A 21,152-nucleotide genomic window follows, 5' to 3' on the forward strand; every position below is an offset into this window, starting at 1 on the left:
TCAGCGCCCGGCTTGAGCTATGGGCCAGACGCAATCACGCTCACATACTCATCAAACAACCGCACCTGACCGCTCACCCTGCGCCATCCCCGATACGATTCCGCATCTCTCCTGTAGCGGGCAAAGGCTTCCGATTCCGGTCCGTCCGCGAACAGTGAAGCGATGGCTGCGCTTTGGAAGTACCAGTAAATTCCGTCACATTGCTCGGTGGCTTTGGCGTTGGAAAGGTCGATCGCCCTGGACCGCCATTGCGCTGCAAGCGCACGTCCCTCTTCCTGAGTAGGGTCCGGCAGCGCTCGCCAGCCAATCTTCTCGGCGTCGTCCACATAGGCGTGATACCTGGCGAGTAATGCCTTGTCTCTTTCCCAGACCGAAGGACAAACGGGCGGCGGCGTCGCGAACGCACCAGGCGCCTGACAAACCGGCAACCCGCTGAGAAGTTGCTGCACCCGCGATAACGGCTCCTCCTGCCCCTGCTCCTTGCCGTCGGCAGAAGCTGACTCTGACTTCGGCCCTGGCACAACCTCCTCCACCCGCCCCTCGCGACCCAGAATCGCCCTCAACCAACCTCGCATTTCCATAGCCCCGCTCCTTGATAAATAACGTCCACAAAAACACGTTCGACCCAAGCCAAAGACTCAAGCCGAACCTGCGCAAACTACATCATCCCTCCCCCGAAAAAATCCAATTTCCGCAAAAAAATCCCGAGACTTGCCACCCCCTCCGCCCCACTCGTTTCCACTCATTTTCCTTAGTTGCCCGCTTAGTTCAGATCACTAGGTCAACCGGTTCACCTTTCCGCGCTTTTCTTTACACCTGCCGAAGGGATCCAATAAAACCCTGCAGCCCTTGATCCACAAGGGCTAGAGCCATTCCGACCACCCCATAAAGTCCCCTAGTAGCCTTGAGACATCATTGCGAGCTGTATCAAATGTGAGAAAAACTTCGCGTCTGTAGGAACTTTCCCACACAATTAACTGCCTGAGCTGACACTGCTGGCTACTAGCTATCGGTGTTCGGCCACGTTTCATGTGCCTAACCTTCGCATTGAGTTTTCGGGATGACTTTCATCCGAATCAGCTTTTCGAGAAGGTGTGCCAGCCGGGCGACGCGATCTCTTCACTATGTTTCGCCGCATTCGCCGCATTGTTGAGAAGGGTTCAGGGACGATGTACCAATGACTCAAACGTTTGACGTAGAAGCACTCATAAAGCTGCGCAGCCAGACCCGGGCTATTTCCGACGTGCTTAAAGCACAGGCGTCCGATTACCTGGCCACGCTGGCGCTGCTGATTCGTCCGCAGAATCTGTTTGGTGAGTACCTCCAGGGTGCCCAGCGCAGCAGTGGTCGGGAGACCCAGCATCACTTCAAGGAACTCAAAGAGCTGTACGACAGGATTGGTTCGGCGTCTCCGTTCCAGTTGGTCAATGAGATGGAAGTGCCGCTGAACCTGATCAGCACCACACCCGAGCTGTTTCCGCTGGAATACGACAAGGTCCTGGCCGACAGCGGTCAGACCATCCGCATCACCAGCCCGACGCGCTGGGTGATCGGGTTCAACTCCTTTGACTTGGCGCGCTTTCGCAGCGTCATCAAAGACCCCAACCGCAGCAGCGCCGAGTTGTACCGTTTCGTCGTGCACTACCTGGTGCTGTTTTACTGCGTCAGCAAATCACCGGGCCTTGGGCGTTTGTTTGACGGCCTGCGGTTTCCGGTGAGTTTTGAGCGACTGAAGGATTTTGGCGACCTGCCGTTCTGCGTGATCAGCTCCCCGGTGCGCTCGACGCTGCCGGACGACTCGGTCATTCGCAGCAGCACGCAGATTGCCGGGAACGCCAGTTTTGAAGAACTGGTGGGCCAGGACAGCATCATGGACATGAAAGATGAGATTCGTCAGCGCCTGCTGATGACGATCGAAGGACTGTAAAGCACTCGGCTCAACGTCGAGCCGACACGCAAAATGACTTGCAGCGAGTTGCTCGCACAGGAGAACACGATGGCGAAGAAGGAAAGTACCCAGCACAAACTCGACCGCGTTCGCGCCCCTCGGGTCCACATCACCTACGACGTCGACATCGGCGATGCTCAGGAAAAGAAAGAGCTGCCCTTTGTCGTCGGCGTGCTGGGCGATTTTTCCGGCAACCCCCTTGAGCCACTGCCCAAGCTCAAGGATCGCAAATTCATCTTCATCGACCGCGACAACTTCAATGGCGTGCTCAAAGGCATCAAGCCGCGCCTGGCCTATCGCGTCGACAACACGCTGGCCAAGAACGGCACGCAGCTGGGCGTCGAGCTCAACTTCAACGCCCTCGAAGACTTCGAACCGCAGAACGTGGTCAAGCAAGTCGAGCCGCTGCGCAAGCTGCTGGAAGTGCGCAACAAGCTTGCCGATCTGCGCAACAAGATGGGCGGCAACGACAAGCTTGAAGAGCTGTTGATGGACGTGTTGCAGAACACCGAGAAGCTGAAAACGCTGGGCAAGGAATTCGGTCGTGAAGCCGCCGTTCCCGCCACCGACGCCAAAGAGTAAGCAGGAGCACGACCATGAACGACAAACAAACCGTGGCCCAGCAGGACACTGATCTGGTTGAAGTGGAAAACTTCGCCCCGCAGTCTTCGCTGCTCGACAGCATCATTTCCGAAAGCCGTGTTGCCCGCTCCGAAACCGAACGCACCCGTACCCGTGATCTGATCGGCGAGCTGGTGGGCCAGGTGCTCGAAGGCGAAATGACGCCAAGCAAAGACCTGATCGCCGTGCTCGATGCGCGCATCGCCGAGATCGATTCGATGCTCTCCGAGCAGATGAACGAGATCATGCACGCCCGTGAATTCCAGCAGCTGGAAGCGTCCTGGCGTGGTCTGAAATACCAGGTCGACCAGACCGAGACCAGCACCACGCTGAAGATTCACCTGCTCAATGCGTCGAAGAAAGACCTGGTCCGTGACCTCAAGGCCTCGTCCGAATTCGACCAGAGCGCGCTCTTCAAGAAGATTTACGAAGAAGAGTACGGCACCTTTGGTGGCGCACCATTCGGCATGCTGCTGGGTGATTACGAGTTCAACCGTAACCCGGAAGACATGTACCTGCTCGAAGAGATCTCCCACGTCGCCGCCGCGGCCCACGCGCCATTCATTTCGGCGGCGTCGCCTGAGCTGTTTGGCTGGGACTCGTTCACCGACATGTCCGGCCCGCGTGACCTGGCGAAGATCTTCGACACCGTCGAATACGCCAAGTGGAAGTCCTTCCGTAATTCCGAAGACTCCCGTTATGTCGGCCTGACCCTGCCCCACGTGCTGGGTCGCCTGCCGTATGGCCCGGATACCACGCCGGTCGAGGAATTCAACTTCGTCGAAAGCGTCGATGGCCGCGACCACAACAAATACCTGTGGATGAACGCTGCCTACGCCCTCGGCACTCGCGTCACCGACGCGTTCTCCCGCTACGGCTGGTGCGTGGCGATTCGTGGCGTGGAAGGCGGCGGTCTGGTGGAAGGTCTGCCGACCCACACGTTCAAGACCGACGACGGCGAAATCGCCCTCAAGTGCCCGACCGAAATCGCGATTACCGACCGCCGCGAGAAAGAACTCTCCGACCTCGGTTTCATTCCGCTGGTGCACTGCAAGGGCACCGACTACGCGGCGTTCTTCGGCACCCAGTCGACGCAGAAGCAAAAGCAGTACAACACCGACATCGCCAATGCCAACGCCCGTCTCTCGGCGCAGTTGCAATACATCTTCGCCACCTCGCGCATCGCTCACTACATGAAGGCGATCATGCGCGACAAGGTCGGTAGCTTCGCTTCGCGCAAAGACGTCGAGATGTTCCTCAACAAGTGGCTGTCCAGCTACGTGCTGCTCGACGACACCGCCAGTCAGGAAGCCAAGGCCAAGTTCCCGCTGCGTGAAGCCCGTGCCGAAGTCTTCGAAGTGCCGGGCAAGCCTGGCGTGTACAAGGCCGTGACGTACCTGCGTCCGCACTACCAACTGGATGAACTGACGGCGTCGCTGCGACTGGTCGCCGAACTGCCGCAATCCACACGCGGTTAACCGAATCGGGTCTGCCAGGGAGGCAACATGAGTAGCCAACACAAGCTGTTGCCGTCACTGCTGGACCGGTTGCTGGACGACCGTCCGCACCAGTCCGTTGAAGCCTCGGCGCAACGCTTGTGTTCGCTGGCCGATTACAAGGCCAGCATCGTGCGGGACCTGGAAATCCTGGTGAACACCCGTCAGTCCCTGGTGGCTGGCGAACTCGCCGGTTTTCCGCAACTGCCGGGGACGATCCTCGACTACGGCATGCCCGATTTCACCAGCAAAAGCGTGCTCGACCCGCAGGACCGCTACCTGATTCAGCAGCAGCTGGAGAAAGCGATTTCCGACGGCGACCGGCGCTTTCGCAGCGTCAAGGTTCAACTGCTCGCACAACAAACCGGCCAACGCATGCTGACCTTTCGCGTTGACGCCGTACTGCGCCTGCAAGACATCTCCCGTCAGGTTTCCTTTGACGCGGTGTTGCAGGTCAATACCCAGGAATACACAGTACAGAACCTCAACTGATGCTCGACGACCTGCTCCCCTATTACGAAAAGGAACTGTCGCACCTGCGCTTTCTGGGCCAGGAGTTCGCGAGCCAGTACCCGAAAATCGCCTCGCGGTTGCTCATCGAGGGCGATAACTGCGAGGACCCGCATACCGAGCGGTTGATCGAGGCGTTTTCGTTTCTCGCGGCACGGGTGCACAAGAAGCTCGATGACGAGTTTCCGGAAATCGTCGAGTCGTTCCTTGAGGTGCTGTACCCGCACTACCTGCGCCCTACCCCGTCGATGTCCATCGTCGAGTTCACCCTGGGCAAGAACGAGAAAGTCACCGACGCCTATCGCGTCGCCCGTCACACCGAGATTCATGCCACGCCCATCGACAGCGTGGTGTGCAAGTTCCGCACGTGCTACCCGGTCGACCTGTGGCCGATCAGCGTGCAGCAGGCCTCGTTCGTGGAGATGGAACGCTCGGCGTTCAACGGCCATAGCGCGGACTTGGTGGCGCGTTTGCGCATCGGCCTGACGGCGACCTCCGACGTGCTGTTCGGCCAGATGGAGCTGGACTCGTTGCGCTTCTTCCTCGATGGCGAAAGCACGCTGATGCTGCAGCTGTACGAGTTGCTCTTCAACAACCTGGCCAAAGCCACGCTGACCTTTGAAGACGACGGCCGCATGCGCGAAGTGGCCCTGCCGGCCGACGCGCTGAAGGCGGTTGGTTACGGTCTGGATGAAGGGCTGGTGGATTATTCGGAGCGTTCGTTCCTCGGCTACCGGCTGCTGCACGAATACTTCACCTTCCCGGACAAGTTCATGTTCTTCGACCTGTCCGGTTTCCGCCGCATTCTGGCGGGCAAGAAGCTGGGCAAGGTCGAGATCAATTTCTACTTTTCCGACTACGACCTGCACGACCGCCTGGCCCGTCTGACCCAGAACATCGGCCGCGCCAACTTCAAGCTCAACTGCACGCCGATCATCAACCTGTTCCGCCAGCAGGCCGAGCCGATCACCCTGACCCATGCTCAGCATGAATACGCCATCATCCCGGACGTGCGCATGCAAAACACAGCCGAGGTGGTGTCCATTGACCGCGTGCGCCGGGTCAAGAAAGTCGGCGGCCTGGAGCAGGTCAGCAGCTGTCATCCGTTCTTCGAGCCGCGCGCCGATCAGGGTCCGGGCAACAGCTTCTGGATCGCCCGCCGACGCCCCTCCCAGAGCCGACAACGGGACGGCACCGACATGTTCATTCGTGTGGTTGACCGAGATCTGGAGCTGATCAACTCGGCCAGCGATACCTTGAGCATCCGCCTGACCTGCAGCAACCGGGACCTGCCTTCGCTGCTGCCCTTCGGTGGCGCGCGCGGGGATTTCAGCGTCCCGGCAGGCTCGGTCATCGACGACATCCGCTGCCTGCGCAAACCCACCGCGTCGGTGCGCGTGCCACTGGGCAACGGCGTGATCTGGCGCCTGGTCTCGCACCTGTCGCTGAACCACATGTCGCTGGTCAGCAAAGGCCGCGACGTGCTGCTGGAATTGCTGTCGCTCTACAACTACCGCAACACCTCGGCGATCCGTAAGCAGATCAACGGCATTGTCTCGGTCAGCAGCGAGCCGGTGGTCGCGCGGATCGGCCACCCGCGTCCGAACTTCGTGCGCGGCGTGGGCATCACCCTCAAGTTCGATGAAAGCCAGTACACCGGCAGCGGCGTGTTTCTGTTCGGCATGGTGCTCGACCATTTCTTCGGCCAGTACTGCTCGATCAACAGTTTTACCCAATTAACCCTGCGCACCTTGCAGCGCGAAAAGAGAGTGGTCCGATGGCCCCCGCGAACCGGCGATCAACCCCTGGTCTGATCGACCAGGCACGGGCTGAGCCGCACCGATTCGAATTCTTTCAGTTGGTGCGTTTGCTCCGCCTGCATTACAGCAGGAACGGGCAAATGGACCTGCAGACGCGGCCCCATGAAGACCCGTTGCGCTTTCGTTCGCAGCTGTCGCTGAATTTCCCGGCGAGCGAAGTCAGCGATCTGAAATTCGAGCGTGAAGGCAAGGTGTCTGCGGCCGGGCTGCCGCTGACCGAAGTGCAGGTGACGTTCATGGGGCTGGTCGGGCCGTCCGGCGTGTTGCCGCGCCCGTACACCGAGCTGTTGCTGGAGCGCCACATTCAGTACCGCGACGACGCTGCTCACGCGTTTCTCGACGTGTTCTCGCACCGCATGACCACGCTGTTCTACGAGGCCTGGCAGAAGTACAAGTTTTACATCGAGTACGAGCGCAACGGCACGTCCGACTTTGATCGCTACCTGCTGCACCTGGTGGGCCTCGGCCCGCAGGCGCAGAAACAGAAGTTCGGCCCTGAAGGCTCACCGCTGCGTCGGGAGCTGTTCAGCTATTTCTCGGGGATGTTCGCGCAGAAGCCGCGCAACGCGCTGAACCTGCAAGTGATGCTGAGCTTTTACTTCTCGCTGCCGTTCAAGGTCCGGCAGTTCGCCGGGCGCTGGCTGAAGCTCGACGTCAGCCAGTGCACCCAGCTGGGCCGCAAGAATGCCGCCCTCGGGCAAAGCGCCGTGGTCGGCAACCGGGTCTGGGATTACCAGTCCACCGTGCGCATCGACATCGGCCCGTTGACGCTGGCCGACTATCAGCGTTTTCAGCCCGGCACCGAGGACTACCAGAAGCTGGTGGAGCTGGTGCGTTTTTACGTTGGCGCGCACCTGGATTTCCAGATCGCGCCGACCCTCAAGCGCGAGGCGGTGCCGCTGGCGAAAATCGGCCGGCAGGGCAACGTCGCGCTGGGCTGGCTGGGCTGGTTGAAACGTCCGGGCGCCGATGTCGAGCCGGCCCGTTGTGCTCTTTTCCATATTCCTTTTGATGGGGTATCACTGTGAACCTGAAGTCGCTGTTCGCCAAACTGAACGAAACCAGTCGCACAGCCACAGAAGGCGCTGCCGCCCTGTGCTTGTCAGAAAATCATTACGACGTTGAAGTCGAGCACTTGCTGCTGCAGCTGCTGGAAAACAACGACAACGATCTGCCGGCGATCCTTCGTCACTACGACGTGGTCCCCGAGCGCCTGCAGGCGCAGTTGGTCACCGCCCTCGGCACCTTCAAGAAAGGCAACACGCGCACGCCGGCCCTGTCGCCGCACATCACTCGGATGATCGAGCAGGCCTGGGTTTTGGCCTCCATCGAATTCGGCCAGAGCCAGATCCGCACCGGCTACCTGATTCAAGCGTTGCTGGACGATGACGAGCTGCACCGCGTGGTCGTCGCCTCGGCGCCAGAGCTGGACAAAATCAACGCCGACGACCTGCGGGTCAACCTCGCGGCGCTGGTGGAAGGCAGCCCGGAATCGGGGCTGGCCAGTCCGCTGGAAAGCCCGAAAGCCGCCAATGGCCGCACCGTTCAGGGCAACGGCAAAACGCCGGGGCTGGATCAATACACCATCAACCTGACCCAGAGCGCCCGCGACGGTCGCATCGATCCGGTGCTGGGCCGCGAGTTCGAAGTGCGGCAGATGGTCGACATTCTGACCCGTCGCCGGCAGAACAACCCGATCCTCACCGGTGAAGCCGGCGTGGGTAAAACCGCGGTCGTCGAAGGCCTGGCGTTGCGCATCGTCCAGGGCGACGTGCCGTCGGTGCTCAAGGACGTGGCGATTCACACCCTCGATCTGGGCCTGCTGCAAGCCGGCGCCGGGGTCAAGGGCGAGTTCGAAAACCGCCTGAAGTCGGTCATCGAAGAAACCAAACGCAGCCTGCACCCGATCATTCTGTTTATCGACGAAGCCCACACGCTGATCGGCTCCGGTGGTCAGGCCGGGCAGAACGATGCCGCCAACCTGCTGAAACCGGCACTGGCCCGTGGCGAGCTGCGCACCATCGCCGCGACTACCTGGGCGGAATACAAAAAGTACTTCGAGAAAGACGCCGCCCTCGCCCGCCGCTTCCAGGTGGTCAAGGTCGAGGAGCCGGACGAAGACAAAGCCATTTACATGCTCCGTGGCCTGCTCGGCAAAATGCAGGATCACCACAAGGTCACAGTCATGGATGAAGCGCTGGTGCAGGCCGTGCGCCTGTCCAACCGCTACATCACCGGGCGTCAGTTGCCGGACAAAGCCGTCAGCGTGCTCGACACCGCCTGCGCCCGCGTGGCCCTGGCGCAGTCGGCGCAGCCCGGCCCGCTGGAAGACTGCAAGCGCCAGATCGACAACGTCCAGGCCGAGATCGCCGTGCTGCAGCAGGAAGCCGCCAAAGGCAGCGACCACTCACGCCGTCTGGCCGCGCTGAACGAAGAATTGCAGAGCGTCCAGAACACCCGCGAAACCCTGGAGCAGCAATGGCAGCGCGAGCTGGATCTGGTCAAGAAACTGGCTGAGCTGGGCAGCGTCGAGACCCCTGATGTCAGCGAGATTTCCGCCGTGCGCGCCGAGCTGTCAGCCGTTCAGGGCGAGCAGCCGCTGGTCCACGCATTGGTCGACGGCGGCACCATCGGCGAGGTGATTTCCGGCTGGACCGGCATCCCGCTGGGCAAGATGCTGCGCAACGAAATCGACACCGTGCAGCGTCTGCCGGCACTGCTGGGCGAGCGCGTGCTGGGGCAGGATCACGCCCTGGCGGAGATCGGCAAACGCATCAAGATTTCCCGGGCGCGCATGGAGGACCCGAACAAGCCCATCGGCGTGTTCCTGCTGCTAGGACCGAGCGGCGTCGGCAAGACCGAAACCGCCCTGGCGCTTGCCGACACGCTGTACGGCGGCGAGCGTAACGTCATCACCATCAACATGTCCGAGTACCAGGAAGCCCACACCGTTTCCAGCCTCAAGGGCTCGCCACCCGGCTACGTCGGTTACGGCGAAGGCGGCGTGCTGACCGAAGCGGTCCGGCGCAAACCCTACAGCGTGGTGCTGCTGGACGAAGTGGAAAAAGCCCACCCGGACGTGCTTGAGCTGTTCTTCCAGGTGTTCGACAAGGGCGTGTTGGATGACGGCGAAGGTCGCGAGATCAACTTCCGCAACACGGTGATCATCCTCACTTCCAACACCGGCACCGATCGCATCATGGAGCGCTGCCTGAACACCACCGAGCAGCCGACCCCGGACGAGATTGTCGAGGACCTGCGCGACGAGCTGAATCAGGTGTTCAAGCCCGCCTTCCTCGGGCGCCTGACCATCGTGCCGTACTACCCGGTTCAGGACGAGATTCTGGAGCGCATCGTTGCCCTGAAGCTGGAGCGCATTCGCAAACGCTTCGAGCGCAACCATCAGGCGGTGCTCGGCTACGACGAGGCGCTGGTCAAGGCCATCGCCGCGCGTTGCACCGAGGTCGACAGCGGCGCACGCAACATCGACAACATTCTGTCCAAGACCCTCATGCCGGAACTGTCCCAGCACGTGCTGGAACGCATGGCCCAGGACAAACCGATTCAGAGCCTGAACATCGAACTGACCGGCGACGGCGATTTCGCCTACAGCCTCACGTGATCCGGCTTGATTTGATTGAGCATTCATAGGTAGCAGTCATGAACATGCGAAACAGGGAACGTCTTTGCGCCGGGGCCGGCTGGGCCACCCGTGTGACCCTTTTGACGGTCGTGATGGCGCTCACCGCCTGCGGCATCACCGACCGGGCCAGCAAGCGCGTCGATGACACGTGGGCCGGTGACATGCTGTTCGGCGACAAGGAAAAAGTCATCCTGACGGCCGACGGCGGCAACCAGCTGAACCCCGATGAGAGCGGCCGGCCGCTGTCGGTCGTGCTGCGGGTGTACCAGCTCACGGCCCTGGAGCGGTTTGCGTCCATCGACGCCGATTCGCTGTGGGACAACCCGCAGCAGGCCCTCGGCAACACGCTCATCGACAGCCAGGAAATCACGTTGCTGCCGGGCATGGGCCAGATCGACCAGTGGCCGCTGAACACGGCCACCGGCTATGTCGGCATCGCTGCGTTCTTCCGCTCCGACGAGAAGAGCCACTGGAAAGTCGCCTTCGATGCCAACTCGCTGCGCAAGGACGGCATCTGGTTTTCCTCCGACGGCCTGCGTGTGCTGGTCGACAACAACCACGTGCTGGCGGTGCGTGGCAACGACGTGCTGAACAAGCCGCAGACCGAGGCGCAGTTCGCCAAAAGCAACGTCATGCCCACGGCCGAGCCCGCCGCCAATGCGGGCAATCCGCCCCTGAGCCAACAGGTGCAGGACGCGATGGTGCAAAAGGCCAAGGACACCGCCGCGGACTCTGCGCAACAGAGCGCACAGAAAGGCGTGCAGTCAAAGTTCGATTCATTAGTGGAAGGCGTTCATGAGTAAGCAGAGCCGCGTGATGTGGTCCGAAGGCATGTTTCTTCTGCCGCAGCACTTCCAGTATCAGGATGAATTCCATCAGCACCAGCTGGCCGAATCGACGCTGCGCAGCACGCCCTTCCATTGGGGCGTGCAGGCCATGCAGATCGACGAAGAAGCGCTGGCCGGCGGATCCCTGCAATTCAAGCGGCTGAAACTGGTGTTTCCCGACGGCAGCCTGTTCGACGCGCCGTCACACGATCCGCTGCCGGCGGCGCGGGATCTGCGCGAGTTGCTCAAGGGCAATGACTTCAAGGTCTACGCAGCACTGAAACTGCCGGAGCCGTTCGGCCTCAATTACGTCGAGGACGGCCAGGAACAGAAAAGCGCGCGGCGTTTCCGCAAGCAGTTCGACACCCTGCCCGACCTCAACGAAGGCGATCTGGAAAACGAGATCACCAGCCTGCGCCTGAACGTGGTCATGCTGATCGACGGCGACTCGCTGGACGGCTACAGCTACTGCCCGATCGCGCGGCTGTCGCGCAACAACATCGGCGGTTTCAGCCTCGACACCCACTTCGTGCACCCGACCCTGCACCTGGGCACCCACGAAACCCTGATCGGTCTGGGCAAGCGTCTGCTCGGCGCCCTGCATTCGAAAAGCAAGGCGCTGTCGGGCCGCCGCCGCGAACGTGCCGACCAGATCGCCGAATTCGGCTCCAGCGACGTCACGCTGTTCTGGCTGCTCAACACGGTCAACCGCGCGTACCCGAATCTGGCGCACTTGCTCGCCCACCCGCGTTTGCACCCGGAGCGTCTGTACCTGTTCCTCGCAGAGCTGGCCGGTGGTTTGCTGACCTTCTCGCTGGACGTCGAGCTCAACGACATCCCCGAGTACAACCACCACGACCCGGCGGCGTCGCTGGTCACTCTGGACCAGATGATCCGCACGCTGCTGGACAACGTCATCCCGAACCAGTGCATCGTCATTAACCTGACCCAGACCAAGCCGTCGTACTGGCAGGGTCAACTGCACGATCCGCGACTGGTCGATGCCGATTTCTATATTTCCGTGCACGCCGACATGCCCGGCTCCAGCCTGCTGGAACTGGTGCCGCGCGCGGTCAAGGTCGGCTCCCCGGAAGACATCGAAGTGGTGGTCAACAGCGCCATGCCCGGCGCCACGCTCAACCATTCGACGCGATTGCCCAACGCCATTCCGGTGCGTCTGGACAATCACTACTTCTCCATCGAACCCCATGGCCGGGTCTACGAACGCATGATGAGCGCCCAGGCGATCTCGTTCTACGCACCCAGCGCTTTCACCAACCTCAAGCTTGAACTGATGGCAGTACTCAAATGAGCGAAGCCGTAATGCAAGGCGCCATGGCCGCCGACCAGCCAAAACCGACCCTCAAAGACCTGGTGCAGGATTTCATCAGCATGGCGCTGATCCTGCGTCGTGGCCGTCAAGTGACCTCGGTCAGCGCGTTCGAGGAGAGCGTCGACACCTTCTTCGCCAACCTGGAGCGAGAAGCCCGCGCCTCGAATTACAGCGTCGAGCAGGTCAAGGACACGCAATACGCGTTGTGCGCGTTTCTCGACGAAAGCGTGCTGCGGGCCAAAATGCCTGTGGAACCGGTCGTGGCAAAAGCCGAGGAGTCGCCCGCTTCAGCCACCGCCGCACTGGCGGCGCCGGCGGAGAAAGTCAACGAGCTGCGCCGGCACATCGAAGTGTCGCCGCTGCAGTTCCGTCACTTCGGCGTGCACCTGGCGGGCGAAGGTTTCTTCGACAAGATCGAAACCCTGCGCGCCGACGTCAAACGCAACCTCGACGTGCTCGAGGTGTATCACCTGTGCCTGGCCCTGGGCTTCGAAGGCAAATTCAGCGTCGGTGAAGGCAAGGATCAATTGCGCTATCTGGCCAACACACTCGGTCAGGACATCGCCCGCTATCGCAAGACCCCCAAAGCGCTGTCGCCGGACTGGGCGCTGCCCGATCAGGTTTCGCAGATGCTGCGTCACGAGGTGCCGGTGTGGGTTTACCTGGCGCTGATCGCGCTGGTCTGTCTGGCGGTTTACCTGACGCTGGACTGGCTGCTGGGCAAGGACGTTGCCTTATTGTCCGAACACATCAGCCAATTGTTCAGTGCCTGAGCACTGCTCGGGTAAGCGAGTCAGGAAGACATGAAAACACTACTTCGCGCTCTAAAAAGTTTCTGGTTCCTCGTCATCACGCTGTGGCTGATAAGCCTCGTCGCCTGCGTGGTCATGGCGGCACGCAGCCAATGGTCGCGGGAATACCTGCTGCAAGCCCTGCTCATCGTGAGCGGGTTTTACATCTTCGTCGGCTTTATCCGTCAGATACGACGCATTCAGAAAGAGCGCAATCTCGAAAAACTGGTGCATCACGAAGTTGACCGCTCACTGCCGGCCGACGGCGACTTCCGCGACCAGCAAGTGCTGCGCGACCGCCTCAAGCACGCGATCACCATGCTCCGCGCCGATCGCTCGGCAGGTGGGGGCGGTTCATCGGCTCTGTACGAGTTGCCGTGGTACCTGGTCATCGGGCAGTCGGCGGCCGGCAAGACTTCGCTGCTCACCCGCTCGGGGCTCTCGGCCACCACCGCCAGTGGCCAGAGCAGCGGCGAAAGCGGCACCCGCCACTGCGACTGGTATTTCAGCCCTGAGGCGGTATTGATCGACACCGCCGGCCGTTACCTGGCCGAGGACTCGGCCGCCAGCGAATTCACCGCTTTCCTGCAACTGCTGAAAAAGCAGCGCAAGAAAACCGCGATCAATGGTCTGGTGCTGGTGGTCAGCCTGCCGGAGCTGCTGGCAGCCACCGCCCATGAACGTGCGGAAATGGCGATCCAGCTGGTCGCACGCATCGAGGAGTACAGCCGCAGCCTCGACGCCCATCCGCCGATCTACCTGATGCTGAGCAAGACCGACCAGTTGCCGGGCTTCAATCAGGCCTTCGACGGTCTGGACCTGAACGAGCGCCAGCAGCCGTTGGGCATGACCTTCGCGCTGTCGGAAATCCGCACACAGGGTTTGAAGACAGTCCTCGACAGCAAACTGAAGAACCTGCACAACGGCGTTCAGCGTCACGTCGACGCGCAGATGATCAGGCTCGGTTCCGACGCCAACAGCGCGCTGCTCAACTTCCCGAACTACTTTGCCGATCTGTCAGGCGTGCTGGTGCCCTTCCTCGAGCACTTCACCCAGCCCGCCAGCCACGGCAGCCCGCTGTTGCTGCGCGGCCTGTATTTCACCAGCGCGCTGCAGACCGCCGAGCAACTGAGCCAGGTGTTCGACGACGATCTGGCCGAAGACTTTGCCCTGCAGCCGGCCAGCGACAGCGCGAATGCCGCGCAGGCCAATGGCCGGAAGACTGGCGACCGCAGCTACTTCATCACTGACACGTTCCGCCGGGTGATTTTTCCCGATCGCGACTTGATCTCGTATCAGTCCCGCGACGGCCGCGACAGGTCGATGACCCCGGTGGTCATTGCCGCCGCGCTGCTCGCAGGTCTGGGTTTCATTGGCTGGCAGGCGCTGTCGTTTCAGCACAACCGCGAGTGGATCGCCGCCCTGCAGGACAAGCTGACCGAGCTGCAGGATGCGCCCGACCGCGCCCAGCGCATGGCGGCAGGCGAAGGCCTGGAACTGCTGCGCCATGAACTGGCGCAAATCGAGAAGCACCGCGCCAAGGGCGTGCCGCTGCAACTGAGTGCCGGCCTGTATCGCGGTGACGAAATCTTTGCTGCCGCGCAATCGGCGTATCTGCAGCAACTGCGCAGCCAGGCCCTTGAGCCAGTCGCCCTGAAGCTGCAAATGCAGATGCGTGCGTTCAACGAGTTCACCAAATCCGTGGACCCGCAGAACGAACTCGCTGCCACTGCTGGTAAATCAAGCGGCAAGGCTGGCGGTAAAAACGACAAGGGCCAGAAGCTGGCCGATCGCGGCGTGCGCAGTTTTGCCGCCAACACCGGCAAGCCAAGCCTGAGCAGCATTCCGCGCAGCGTCGGCGATGTCGGCAGCCGCGTTAAAGGCGCCGTGCGCAGCAACGTGACCAAAACCCGCGAAGCGGCCCTCGCCGACCTGCGCAACCCGGCCACGGCCAGTGACGCGGCGGAACTGTCGGCCACCACCGGCGGGCTGTCGTTGTCCGAAGAAATGCTTGGCCGCCTGGATGAGCAGCAAGTCGCGTCGATCATCGAGTCCTACAATTCGCTCAAGCTGTACCTGATGCTGACGCAACCCAACGCCCATTCGGACCCGGAATTCGTCAGCGCTGCCTTGCCCGTCGCCTGGAGCAACACGGCGTCGGCGAACAGCCCGGTCAGCGACGAGGTGATCGCCGACAACGTGCCGATGTACGTGCAGTTGCTCAAAACCGGTCAGGCCCCTGCCCTGCCCCGCAACGATCAACTGGTCGAAGAAACCCGCAAGAGCCTCAAGTCTTTCATGATTTCCAGCTCGCTGGTGGACCGTGAATACTTGCGCCTGCAACTGGAAGCCAGTCGGCAATTCCCGGCCGTGGGCCTCAACGAGCTGGTGCCGTTGCCCGGCCGTCAGTTGCTCTACGGCAGCGAAGCGGTGCCGGCGATTTTCACCCGCCAGGGTTGGGACGGTTTCGTCAAACCCGAGCTGATCAAGCTGATGTCGAGCAACCTGCGCAACGAGTCCGATTGGGTCCTCGACGGCGACGGCGGCGACAGCATCATCCAGAAAGCCAACTTCATGCGCGAGTTCATGGCGCGCTACAAGCGTGACTACGCCCAGTCCTGGTACACCCTGCTGAGCAGCGTCGGCGTGCGCCACTTCACCGACATGGCCAACGCCACGCAACAGTTGTCGCTGCTGAGCGACGTGCAGAATTCGCCGGTGAAGATCCTGCTTTCCGGGGTCAACGACAACACCCAGTGGGACGTGCCTGCGCCCCAAGTCAATCAACAGCCCGGCACGCCGAAGGCTGATGATTTCTGGAGCAAGGTCACCGGGCTGGTCAGCGGTCCGCAAGTGCCGACTGCCGCCATGCTTTCACCATTGCCAGCGGTGGATGACGGCAGCCTGGCCCAGCGCTTCGAACCGGTGTCGCGGGTCTTCGCGACGCAGAACGCTGAAGGTGCCGACAGCACGATCATGGATCGTTACCTGGCGGCGCTGCGCAAACTGAAGGTGCGGATGAACAACATCCAGCGCTCCCAGGACGTCGGCAAGAGCAGCAAGCAGCTGATCAGCGAAACCCTCGAAGGTCAGCCGAGCGAAGTCACCAACGTGCGCAACTACGTCGAGACCACGGTCGATACCAGCCAGGGCGGCTTGTCCGAATCGTTGCAGGGCCTGTTCAGCCTGCCGATCCAGTTCGCCTGGGAAACCCTGCGCGATCCGGCCGGCCAGCAGATCGCCAAGGCCTGGGCGCAGCAGATTGCCAAGCCGTGGGAGCAAGTCATGGCGCACCGTTACCCGATCGCCGCCGGCAGTCGCAACGAAGCGTCGGTCAAAGACCTGCAGCGTTTTGTCGATCCCGAGTCCGGGCTGCTGCCGAACTTCAAGCGCAACGAGATCGGCAACCTGTCCGGCGGTGAAGGCCTGGGCATGAGCAGCGGCGCCAAGACTGCGCCGCTGGTCAACCCGAACATGGTCACCAGCATCGACAAAGCCAGCTCCCTGGGCCAGGTCATCGCCAGCCTGTCGGACAAGGAAAACGGCTTCGAGATCATGCTGGAACCGTCGGCGTTCTTCACCGACATCATCTTCACCCTTGACGGCCAGGTTCAGCATTACCGCAACGGCAAAACCAGCTGGAGCCGCTTCTCCTGGCCCGGCACCACCACCGCACCGGGCGCACGACTGGACGTCGTGACGCTGACGGGCGAACGCATCACCGTGTTCGACTACCCCGGTCGCTGGGGCCTGTTGCGCATGAACGACAGCGCTCGGGTTGATGACCTCGACGGCATCCAGCAGCGCTTCAGCTGGAACACTGCCAACGGTCAGGTCAGCCTCGCGGTGCGCAACTATGGCGGGGTCAAGCTGACCGACCTGGCCAACGTTAAATCCCTGAGCGCGCTGAACACGCCGTCCAAGGACGTGGCGCAAGGATCGGCGAAGTGATGAGCGGCGCGCTGTTCTTTGCACGCTGCGGCGTGAGCGGCCGGGAGCGCCGTCGATGATCGGCTGCTTCGGCAAGCTGCCGTCGAGCGCAGACTTCGTCAGCCTGCATGGCGCGGCGGACGACGTCTGCGAGTTCGACGGCTGGCTGCAGGCCTCCCTCGCGGCGATTCATGCGGGAGACGACTGGCGGGCGCAATTCGATCGCCTGCCGGTGTGCTTCTTCTCGTACCGCGCGCGCTCGGGCAACTGGTTGCTGGGTGGGCTGGTCAGTTCGATGGATTCCAGCCAGCGCCGTTACCCGCTGTTCATCTTCCAGTCCGTGAAGGCGGGGGATGGCGGGCCGCTGGTCAACCCGTTCACCCTGAGCGAATTGTTCTGCGCGCAGATCAAGCCGCTGCTGCACCTCGGTGCCCAGGGCGAGCGATCGGCAGTGCTGTTCGAGCGGATCAAGGCCCTGCGCCCGTTGCAGGGGCAGGACTTCACCCTGTTCCGCCAGGTGCACGAGAAATTCCTGCGCAACTTCAACCTGCGGGACATCGCCACGGCGCTGGGTCACTCCTGGCCGGAGTTCGTCACCAATGCCGTGCTGACCCGCCTGCATGCGCTGCGCCGCCCGCTGAATCAGGCACAGGCGCCGGGCATCAGCCTGCCGCTGCCGGCAGAACGCGGCTTGAAGAACCCGACGGCGGATCTGTGGGTCGACTGGCTGACGCGGATGAAAACCGGCCGTGTGTCGCCCCAGGTCAGCGTGCTGGCCGATGACTTCATGCGGCCCAAGTTGCTGTGCTTCCCGTCGCGCAGCAACACCGGCCTGTACACGGCCCTGACCGACCCGGCCGAACGGCCGGAGCATTACGACGTGCTGGCGGATTTCGCGGCATTCGACGAACACCACCGCCCGCCTCAGTTTCCCGACACCGAACGCCCCCTTTATGACGTCATCGACCGTTTTGTCGACGCGCTGGATGTGAAGTCTGTATGAACAAGCTCAAGTATTACCTGCTGCGTTACCAACCCTACATTTTGGGGGTGTGCTTCTTTCTGACGATCTTCATCGTCTGGGGGCTGGGCCGCGCGCTGGACTTCAGTTCCCTGGGCAGCCTGCTGACCGGCATCGGCGTGTTTTTGCTGCTGTCGATTGGCTACGTGCTGTATCTCTACCGGAGCACTTCGCGGCAGCACAACCTCGAGGGGCTGCTGCGCGACGACGCCGATCAGGCGGTGTTGAACGCCAGCCCTGCAGACCGTGAAGAGGTCAGCCTGCTGCGAGAACGCCTGCTGCAAAGCATCGATCGCCTGCGCAGCAACACCCCGCGCGGCACCCGTGCCAAGGACGCGCTGTACGCCCTGCCGTGGTACCTGGTGGTCGGTCAACCAGCCGCCGGCAAGAGCACCATGCTCTATCAATCCGGCCTGAATTTCCCCTACGCCGAGCGTGAAGGCGTGCGCGTCGCTGGCTTGGGCGGCACCCGCAATTGCGACTGGTTCTTCAGCTCCGAAGCGGTGCTGCTGGACACCGCCGGCCGCTACATGACCGATCAGGAGGAAGCCGGTAAATGGCGCGGCTTCCTTCAACTGCTGCGCCAGCACCGTCAGCGTCGCCCGCTCAACGGGCTGATCGTGACGGTGAGCATCCACGACATCCTGCAGGCCTCGCTGGAAGACCAGGAACGTCTGGCCAAGCGCCTGCGTGAGCGCATCCAGGAAACCTACTCGCTGCTGGAAGTGCGCCTGCCGATTTATCTGGTCTTCACCAAGTGTGACCTGGTCCCCGGTTTCGCGCCGTTTTATCGCCAGCTCGACGAGGTGGGCCGTGGCGAAGTGATGGGCAAGACCTTCCCCCACAGGGACTATGAAAAAGCCGACTGGGCCCAGCGTTTCGGCGTGGCCATGGACGAGCTGGTCAACTACTGGAAGGAAGTGGCCAGCCAGCAATTGGTGTTGCAGGACATCCAGATCACCCGTCGCGACTCGGCGGTCTACCGCTTCCCGCTGGAACTCGCGGCGCTGAAGCCCCGCCTGCAACTGTTCGTCGACGCCCTGCTGCGCGCCAATCCGTATCAGAACGCCGAGCTGTTGCGCGGCTTCTACTTCACCAGCGCACTGGATGCCGACGCGCCGGAACTGGGGGGCCACACCCGTCAGGTCAGCGAGCGATTCTCTCTGGAAGCCGAACATGCAACCGCTCACGGCCAGGCCCAGCCTCAGCCGCTGTTCATCAACAGCCTGTTCCGCAAAGTGATCATCCCCGACCAGCATCTGGTGGCGCTGTACACCAGCAACGCTCGCGAACGCCGTCGCAAGGCCGCGTGGGTCGGCGGCGCCAGCCTTATCGCCCTGCTGCTGTGCGGCGCGTGGGGCTGGTCGTACTGGAACAACAAGACCGAGATCCAGACGCTGTCTTCCGAGCTGACCGCTGCGGCAGCCCAGGATAACGCGACGCCGGGGCAGTACACCGACTGGCAAACCCTTGACCGCTTGCGTGTCCGGACCGCCGATTACTACGTTCGCCACCATGATCAGGGCGTGCCGCTGCGCCTGCGTCTGGGCCTTTATCAGGGCTACGACGTCGAGCCGCTGGTGCGAGCGCGTTACTTCAACCGGCTGGAAACGGTCATGCTCAAGCCGACTGCGGACAACCTCACCCGCTCGCTGTACCTGCTGACCACGATCAAGGTCTACCAGCGCAACGCCAAGGACCTGATGCCGGTCACCGGCGTCGACAGCGTCGAGCCGCGCGCCCTGCCGAATGACAACCGCGCGCAGTCGATCGCCGACTTTGGCAAGGCCACCCTGGAGACCTACGTTCAGCTCTCGCGGTCACAACGGGAAAAAGCCGATCCGGCGTTCCTCAAGGCGAAGATTCCTGACTATTGGTACCCGGCCATCGCCAAACAGACCGGCAAAACCATCGGCGCGACGGGCGCTGCGACCAACTCGGGCACGGACTACGAGCTTGCCAGTCGCCAGGTCAATTTCTACAGCGACCAGATCCACGAACCGGACGTGCCGAGGATTCTCGACAACGCGTTCCTGACCTCCAGTTCGCGCAATTACATCAACAGCCTGCTCTCGCAGTCACTGCGCTCCATCGAGACCATCACCCTGGAATCGGACACCCTGTTCGCCTTCGGCCGTGCCGATTTCCAGAGCCTGAAAACCGAGGGCCAGAGCCAGTTGAGCGCCATCGCCGGCAAGCTGCTGAGCACGCCGAACATCGGCAAAATCATCATCGCCGGTCACGCCGACCAGCTCGGCGACCGTCAGGGCAACCTGCAGGTGTCCAGGCAGCGGGCGCAAACCATCAAGACGTATCTGGTCGGCAAGGGCGTGCCCGCCGAGCTGGTGGAAGCCGTGGGCGAAGGCAGCGAGAAGCCGCTGGTCAAGTGCGACATGCAGCAGCCGCGCGCGCAGTTGATCCAGTGCCTTGAGCCGAACCGGCGCGTAGAAATCGAGGTGCGTGCGCTCAACTGATTGGGCGCAGGCATCTGAAGAACCCGACGCCAGGGCCCTGTTGCATGAAGGCTCGGGCAGCGGCAACCGATTCCTCTGACGCTTCAGAGGGGTCAAATCAAGGGGCGTGACCTGGCCGCTGGGCGGCTAGCCCCAACCTGTAAGTAAGGAGAATCAAGAAATGGCATTTGACGCATATATTCAGATCGACGGCATTCCAGGCGAAGTTCTGGATGACAAGCACAAGGACTGGATCGAAGTACTCGGCTACGAGTACGGCGCCACCCAAGCGACGTCGGCGACTGCCAGCTCTTCGGGCGGTGCGTCCTCCGAGCGTGTTGCACTGAGCGATTTCAGCATCCGCAAAGCAGTCGACAAAGCGTCTGCAAAGTTGTTCGAAGCGTGCTGCAAGGGCACTCACATCGCCAAAATCCAGCTGAACGTCAACCGTGCGGGCGGCGACAAGCTGACCTACCTGACCATCAACCTGGAAGAGGTTGTGGTGTCGTCGGTCAAGGCCGTTGCCGGTGGCAGTCAGGATGGCGAAGACAAAGCCGTCAGCGACCTGCCGATCGAAGAAATCAGCTTCAACTTCGCTCGCATCAAGACCACTTACACCCAGCAGAGCCGTGCCGATGGCCAGGGTGGCGGTAACGTCACTGGCGGTTGGGACCGTACTGCGAACAAGGTTTTCGCTTGATCGAGTAGTCACAGCGGTCCATTGCCTGGCGCAGTGGACCGTATTCAACACCGCGTCGG

15 protein-coding genes are annotated in these 21,152 nt (G+C 61.8%); 14 read left to right on the forward strand and 1 reads right to left on the reverse strand.

Going from position 1 to position 21,152, the window contains the following annotated elements:
* Positions 1-17: 17 nt before the first annotated feature.
* The gene (locus AC07RO_RS15855) at positions 18-581 is read right to left on the reverse strand and encodes a hypothetical protein (RefSeq protein WP_192173532.1); all 564 of its coding nucleotides are present in this window, start codon (positions 579-581) and stop codon (positions 18-20) included.
* A gap of 596 nt (positions 582-1,177) precedes the next feature.
* On the opposite strand from AC07RO_RS15855, the gene AC07RO_RS15860 reads away from it, so the two are divergent.
* The 14 genes from AC07RO_RS15860 to AC07RO_RS15925 all read left to right on the forward strand — a co-directional run bounded on the left by AC07RO_RS15860 (position 1,178) and on the right by AC07RO_RS15925 (position 21,093).
* Positions 1,178-1,927 carry a hypothetical protein gene (locus tag AC07RO_RS15860; protein ID WP_065988947.1) on the forward strand — a complete coding sequence of 250 codons (750 nt, stop codon included), beginning with the start codon at positions 1,178-1,180 and terminating at the stop codon, positions 1,925-1,927.
* Between the two features lie 69 nt (positions 1,928-1,996).
* Positions 1,997-2,530 (forward strand): type VI secretion system contractile sheath small subunit, encoded by a 534-nt coding sequence (gene tssB / locus AC07RO_RS15865; RefSeq protein ID WP_062387737.1) that lies wholly within the window; start codon positions 1,997-1,999, stop codon positions 2,528-2,530.
* A gap of 14 nt (positions 2,531-2,544) precedes the next feature.
* Positions 2,545-4,047, forward strand: a complete 1,503-nt coding sequence (tssC, locus tag AC07RO_RS15870; protein ID WP_065988946.1) for a type VI secretion system contractile sheath large subunit — start codon at positions 2,545-2,547, stop codon at positions 4,045-4,047.
* 27 nt (positions 4,048-4,074) lie between these two features.
* Positions 4,075-4,557, forward strand: a complete 483-nt coding sequence (gene tssE / locus AC07RO_RS15875) for a type VI secretion system baseplate subunit TssE (RefSeq protein ID WP_065988945.1) — start codon at positions 4,075-4,077, stop codon at positions 4,555-4,557.
* Positions 4,557-6,389, forward strand: coding sequence for a type VI secretion system baseplate subunit TssF (tssF, locus tag AC07RO_RS15880; protein ID WP_192173531.1), 1,833 nt, complete (start codon positions 4,557-4,559; stop codon positions 6,387-6,389). The genes tssE and tssF overlap by 1 nt, the downstream gene beginning before the upstream one ends.
* Positions 6,353-7,423, forward strand: a complete 1,071-nt coding sequence (tssG, locus tag AC07RO_RS15885) for a type VI secretion system baseplate subunit TssG (RefSeq protein WP_423573682.1) — start codon at positions 6,353-6,355, stop codon at positions 7,421-7,423. Before tssF ends, tssG begins: the two co-directional genes overlap by 37 nt.
* On the forward strand, positions 7,420-10,017 hold the full coding sequence (gene tssH / locus AC07RO_RS15890; protein ID WP_495086506.1) for a type VI secretion system ATPase TssH: 2,598 nt from the start codon (positions 7,420-7,422) through the stop codon (positions 10,015-10,017). The genes tssG and tssH overlap by 4 nt, the downstream gene beginning before the upstream one ends.
* A gap of 38 nt (positions 10,018-10,055) precedes the next feature.
* Entirely contained in the window at positions 10,056-10,841 is a 786-nt protein-coding gene (gene tssJ / locus AC07RO_RS15895; protein ID WP_495086507.1) for a type VI secretion system lipoprotein TssJ, read from the forward strand.
* Positions 10,834-12,177, forward strand: a complete 1,344-nt coding sequence (tssK, locus tag AC07RO_RS15900) for a type VI secretion system baseplate subunit TssK (RefSeq protein WP_346625827.1) — start codon at positions 10,834-10,836, stop codon at positions 12,175-12,177. Before tssJ ends, tssK begins: the two co-directional genes overlap by 8 nt.
* Positions 12,174-12,971: a type IVB secretion system protein IcmH/DotU gene (gene icmH, locus AC07RO_RS15905; protein ID WP_495086508.1), complete on the forward strand. Its 798-nt coding sequence runs from the start codon at positions 12,174-12,176 to the stop codon at positions 12,969-12,971. Before tssK ends, icmH begins: the two co-directional genes overlap by 4 nt.
* Before the next feature lie 30 nt (positions 12,972-13,001).
* Positions 13,002-16,940 carry a type VI secretion protein IcmF/TssM N-terminal domain-containing protein gene (locus AC07RO_RS15910; protein WP_495086509.1) on the forward strand — a complete coding sequence of 1,313 codons (3,939 nt, stop codon included), beginning with the start codon at positions 13,002-13,004 and terminating at the stop codon, positions 16,938-16,940.
* A 55-nt stretch (positions 16,941-16,995) separates the two neighbouring features.
* Positions 16,996-17,922 (forward strand): type VI secretion system-associated protein TagF, encoded by a 927-nt coding sequence (gene tagF / locus AC07RO_RS15915; protein WP_495086510.1) that lies wholly within the window; start codon positions 16,996-16,998, stop codon positions 17,920-17,922.
* Entirely contained in the window at positions 17,919-20,414 is a 2,496-nt protein-coding gene (gene tssM / locus AC07RO_RS15920) for a type VI secretion system membrane subunit TssM (protein WP_463584286.1), read from the forward strand. Before tagF ends, tssM begins: the two co-directional genes overlap by 4 nt.
* Positions 20,415-20,574: 160 nt before the next feature.
* A complete protein-coding gene (locus AC07RO_RS15925) occupies positions 20,575-21,093 on the forward strand; it encodes an Hcp family type VI secretion system effector (RefSeq protein ID WP_065988935.1) in 519 nt (172 codons plus the stop codon).
* Positions 21,094-21,152: the final 59 nt, after the last annotated feature.

The organism is Pseudomonas sp. GW821-FHT07F05, from assembly GCF_059418765.1.

Coding starts and splice junctions, on each gene's coding strand:
- AC07RO_RS15855 (WP_192173532.1), bottom strand. CDS start 581: ATGGAAATGCGAGGTTGGTTGAGGGCGATTCTGGGTCGCGAGGGGCGG.
- AC07RO_RS15860 (WP_065988947.1), top strand. CDS start 1,178: ATGACTCAAACGTTTGACGTAGAAGCACTCATAAAGCTGCGCAGCCAG.
- tssB (WP_062387737.1), top strand. CDS start 1,997: ATGGCGAAGAAGGAAAGTACCCAGCACAAACTCGACCGCGTTCGCGCC.
- tssC (WP_065988946.1), top strand. CDS start 2,545: ATGAACGACAAACAAACCGTGGCCCAGCAGGACACTGATCTGGTTGAA.
- tssE (WP_065988945.1), top strand. CDS start 4,075: ATGAGTAGCCAACACAAGCTGTTGCCGTCACTGCTGGACCGGTTGCTG.
- tssF (WP_192173531.1), top strand. CDS start 4,557: ATGCTCGACGACCTGCTCCCCTATTACGAAAAGGAACTGTCGCACCTG.
- tssG (WP_423573682.1), top strand. CDS start 6,353: ATGGCCCCCGCGAACCGGCGATCAACCCCTGGTCTGATCGACCAGGCA.
- tssJ (WP_495086507.1), top strand. CDS start 10,056: ATGAACATGCGAAACAGGGAACGTCTTTGCGCCGGGGCCGGCTGGGCC.
- tssK (WP_346625827.1), top strand. CDS start 10,834: ATGAGTAAGCAGAGCCGCGTGATGTGGTCCGAAGGCATGTTTCTTCTG.
- icmH (WP_495086508.1), top strand. CDS start 12,174: ATGAGCGAAGCCGTAATGCAAGGCGCCATGGCCGCCGACCAGCCAAAA.
- AC07RO_RS15910 (WP_495086509.1), top strand. CDS start 13,002: ATGAAAACACTACTTCGCGCTCTAAAAAGTTTCTGGTTCCTCGTCATC.
- tagF (WP_495086510.1), top strand. CDS start 16,996: ATGATCGGCTGCTTCGGCAAGCTGCCGTCGAGCGCAGACTTCGTCAGC.
- tssM (WP_463584286.1), top strand. CDS start 17,919: ATGAACAAGCTCAAGTATTACCTGCTGCGTTACCAACCCTACATTTTG.
- AC07RO_RS15925 (WP_065988935.1), top strand. CDS start 20,575: ATGGCATTTGACGCATATATTCAGATCGACGGCATTCCAGGCGAAGTT.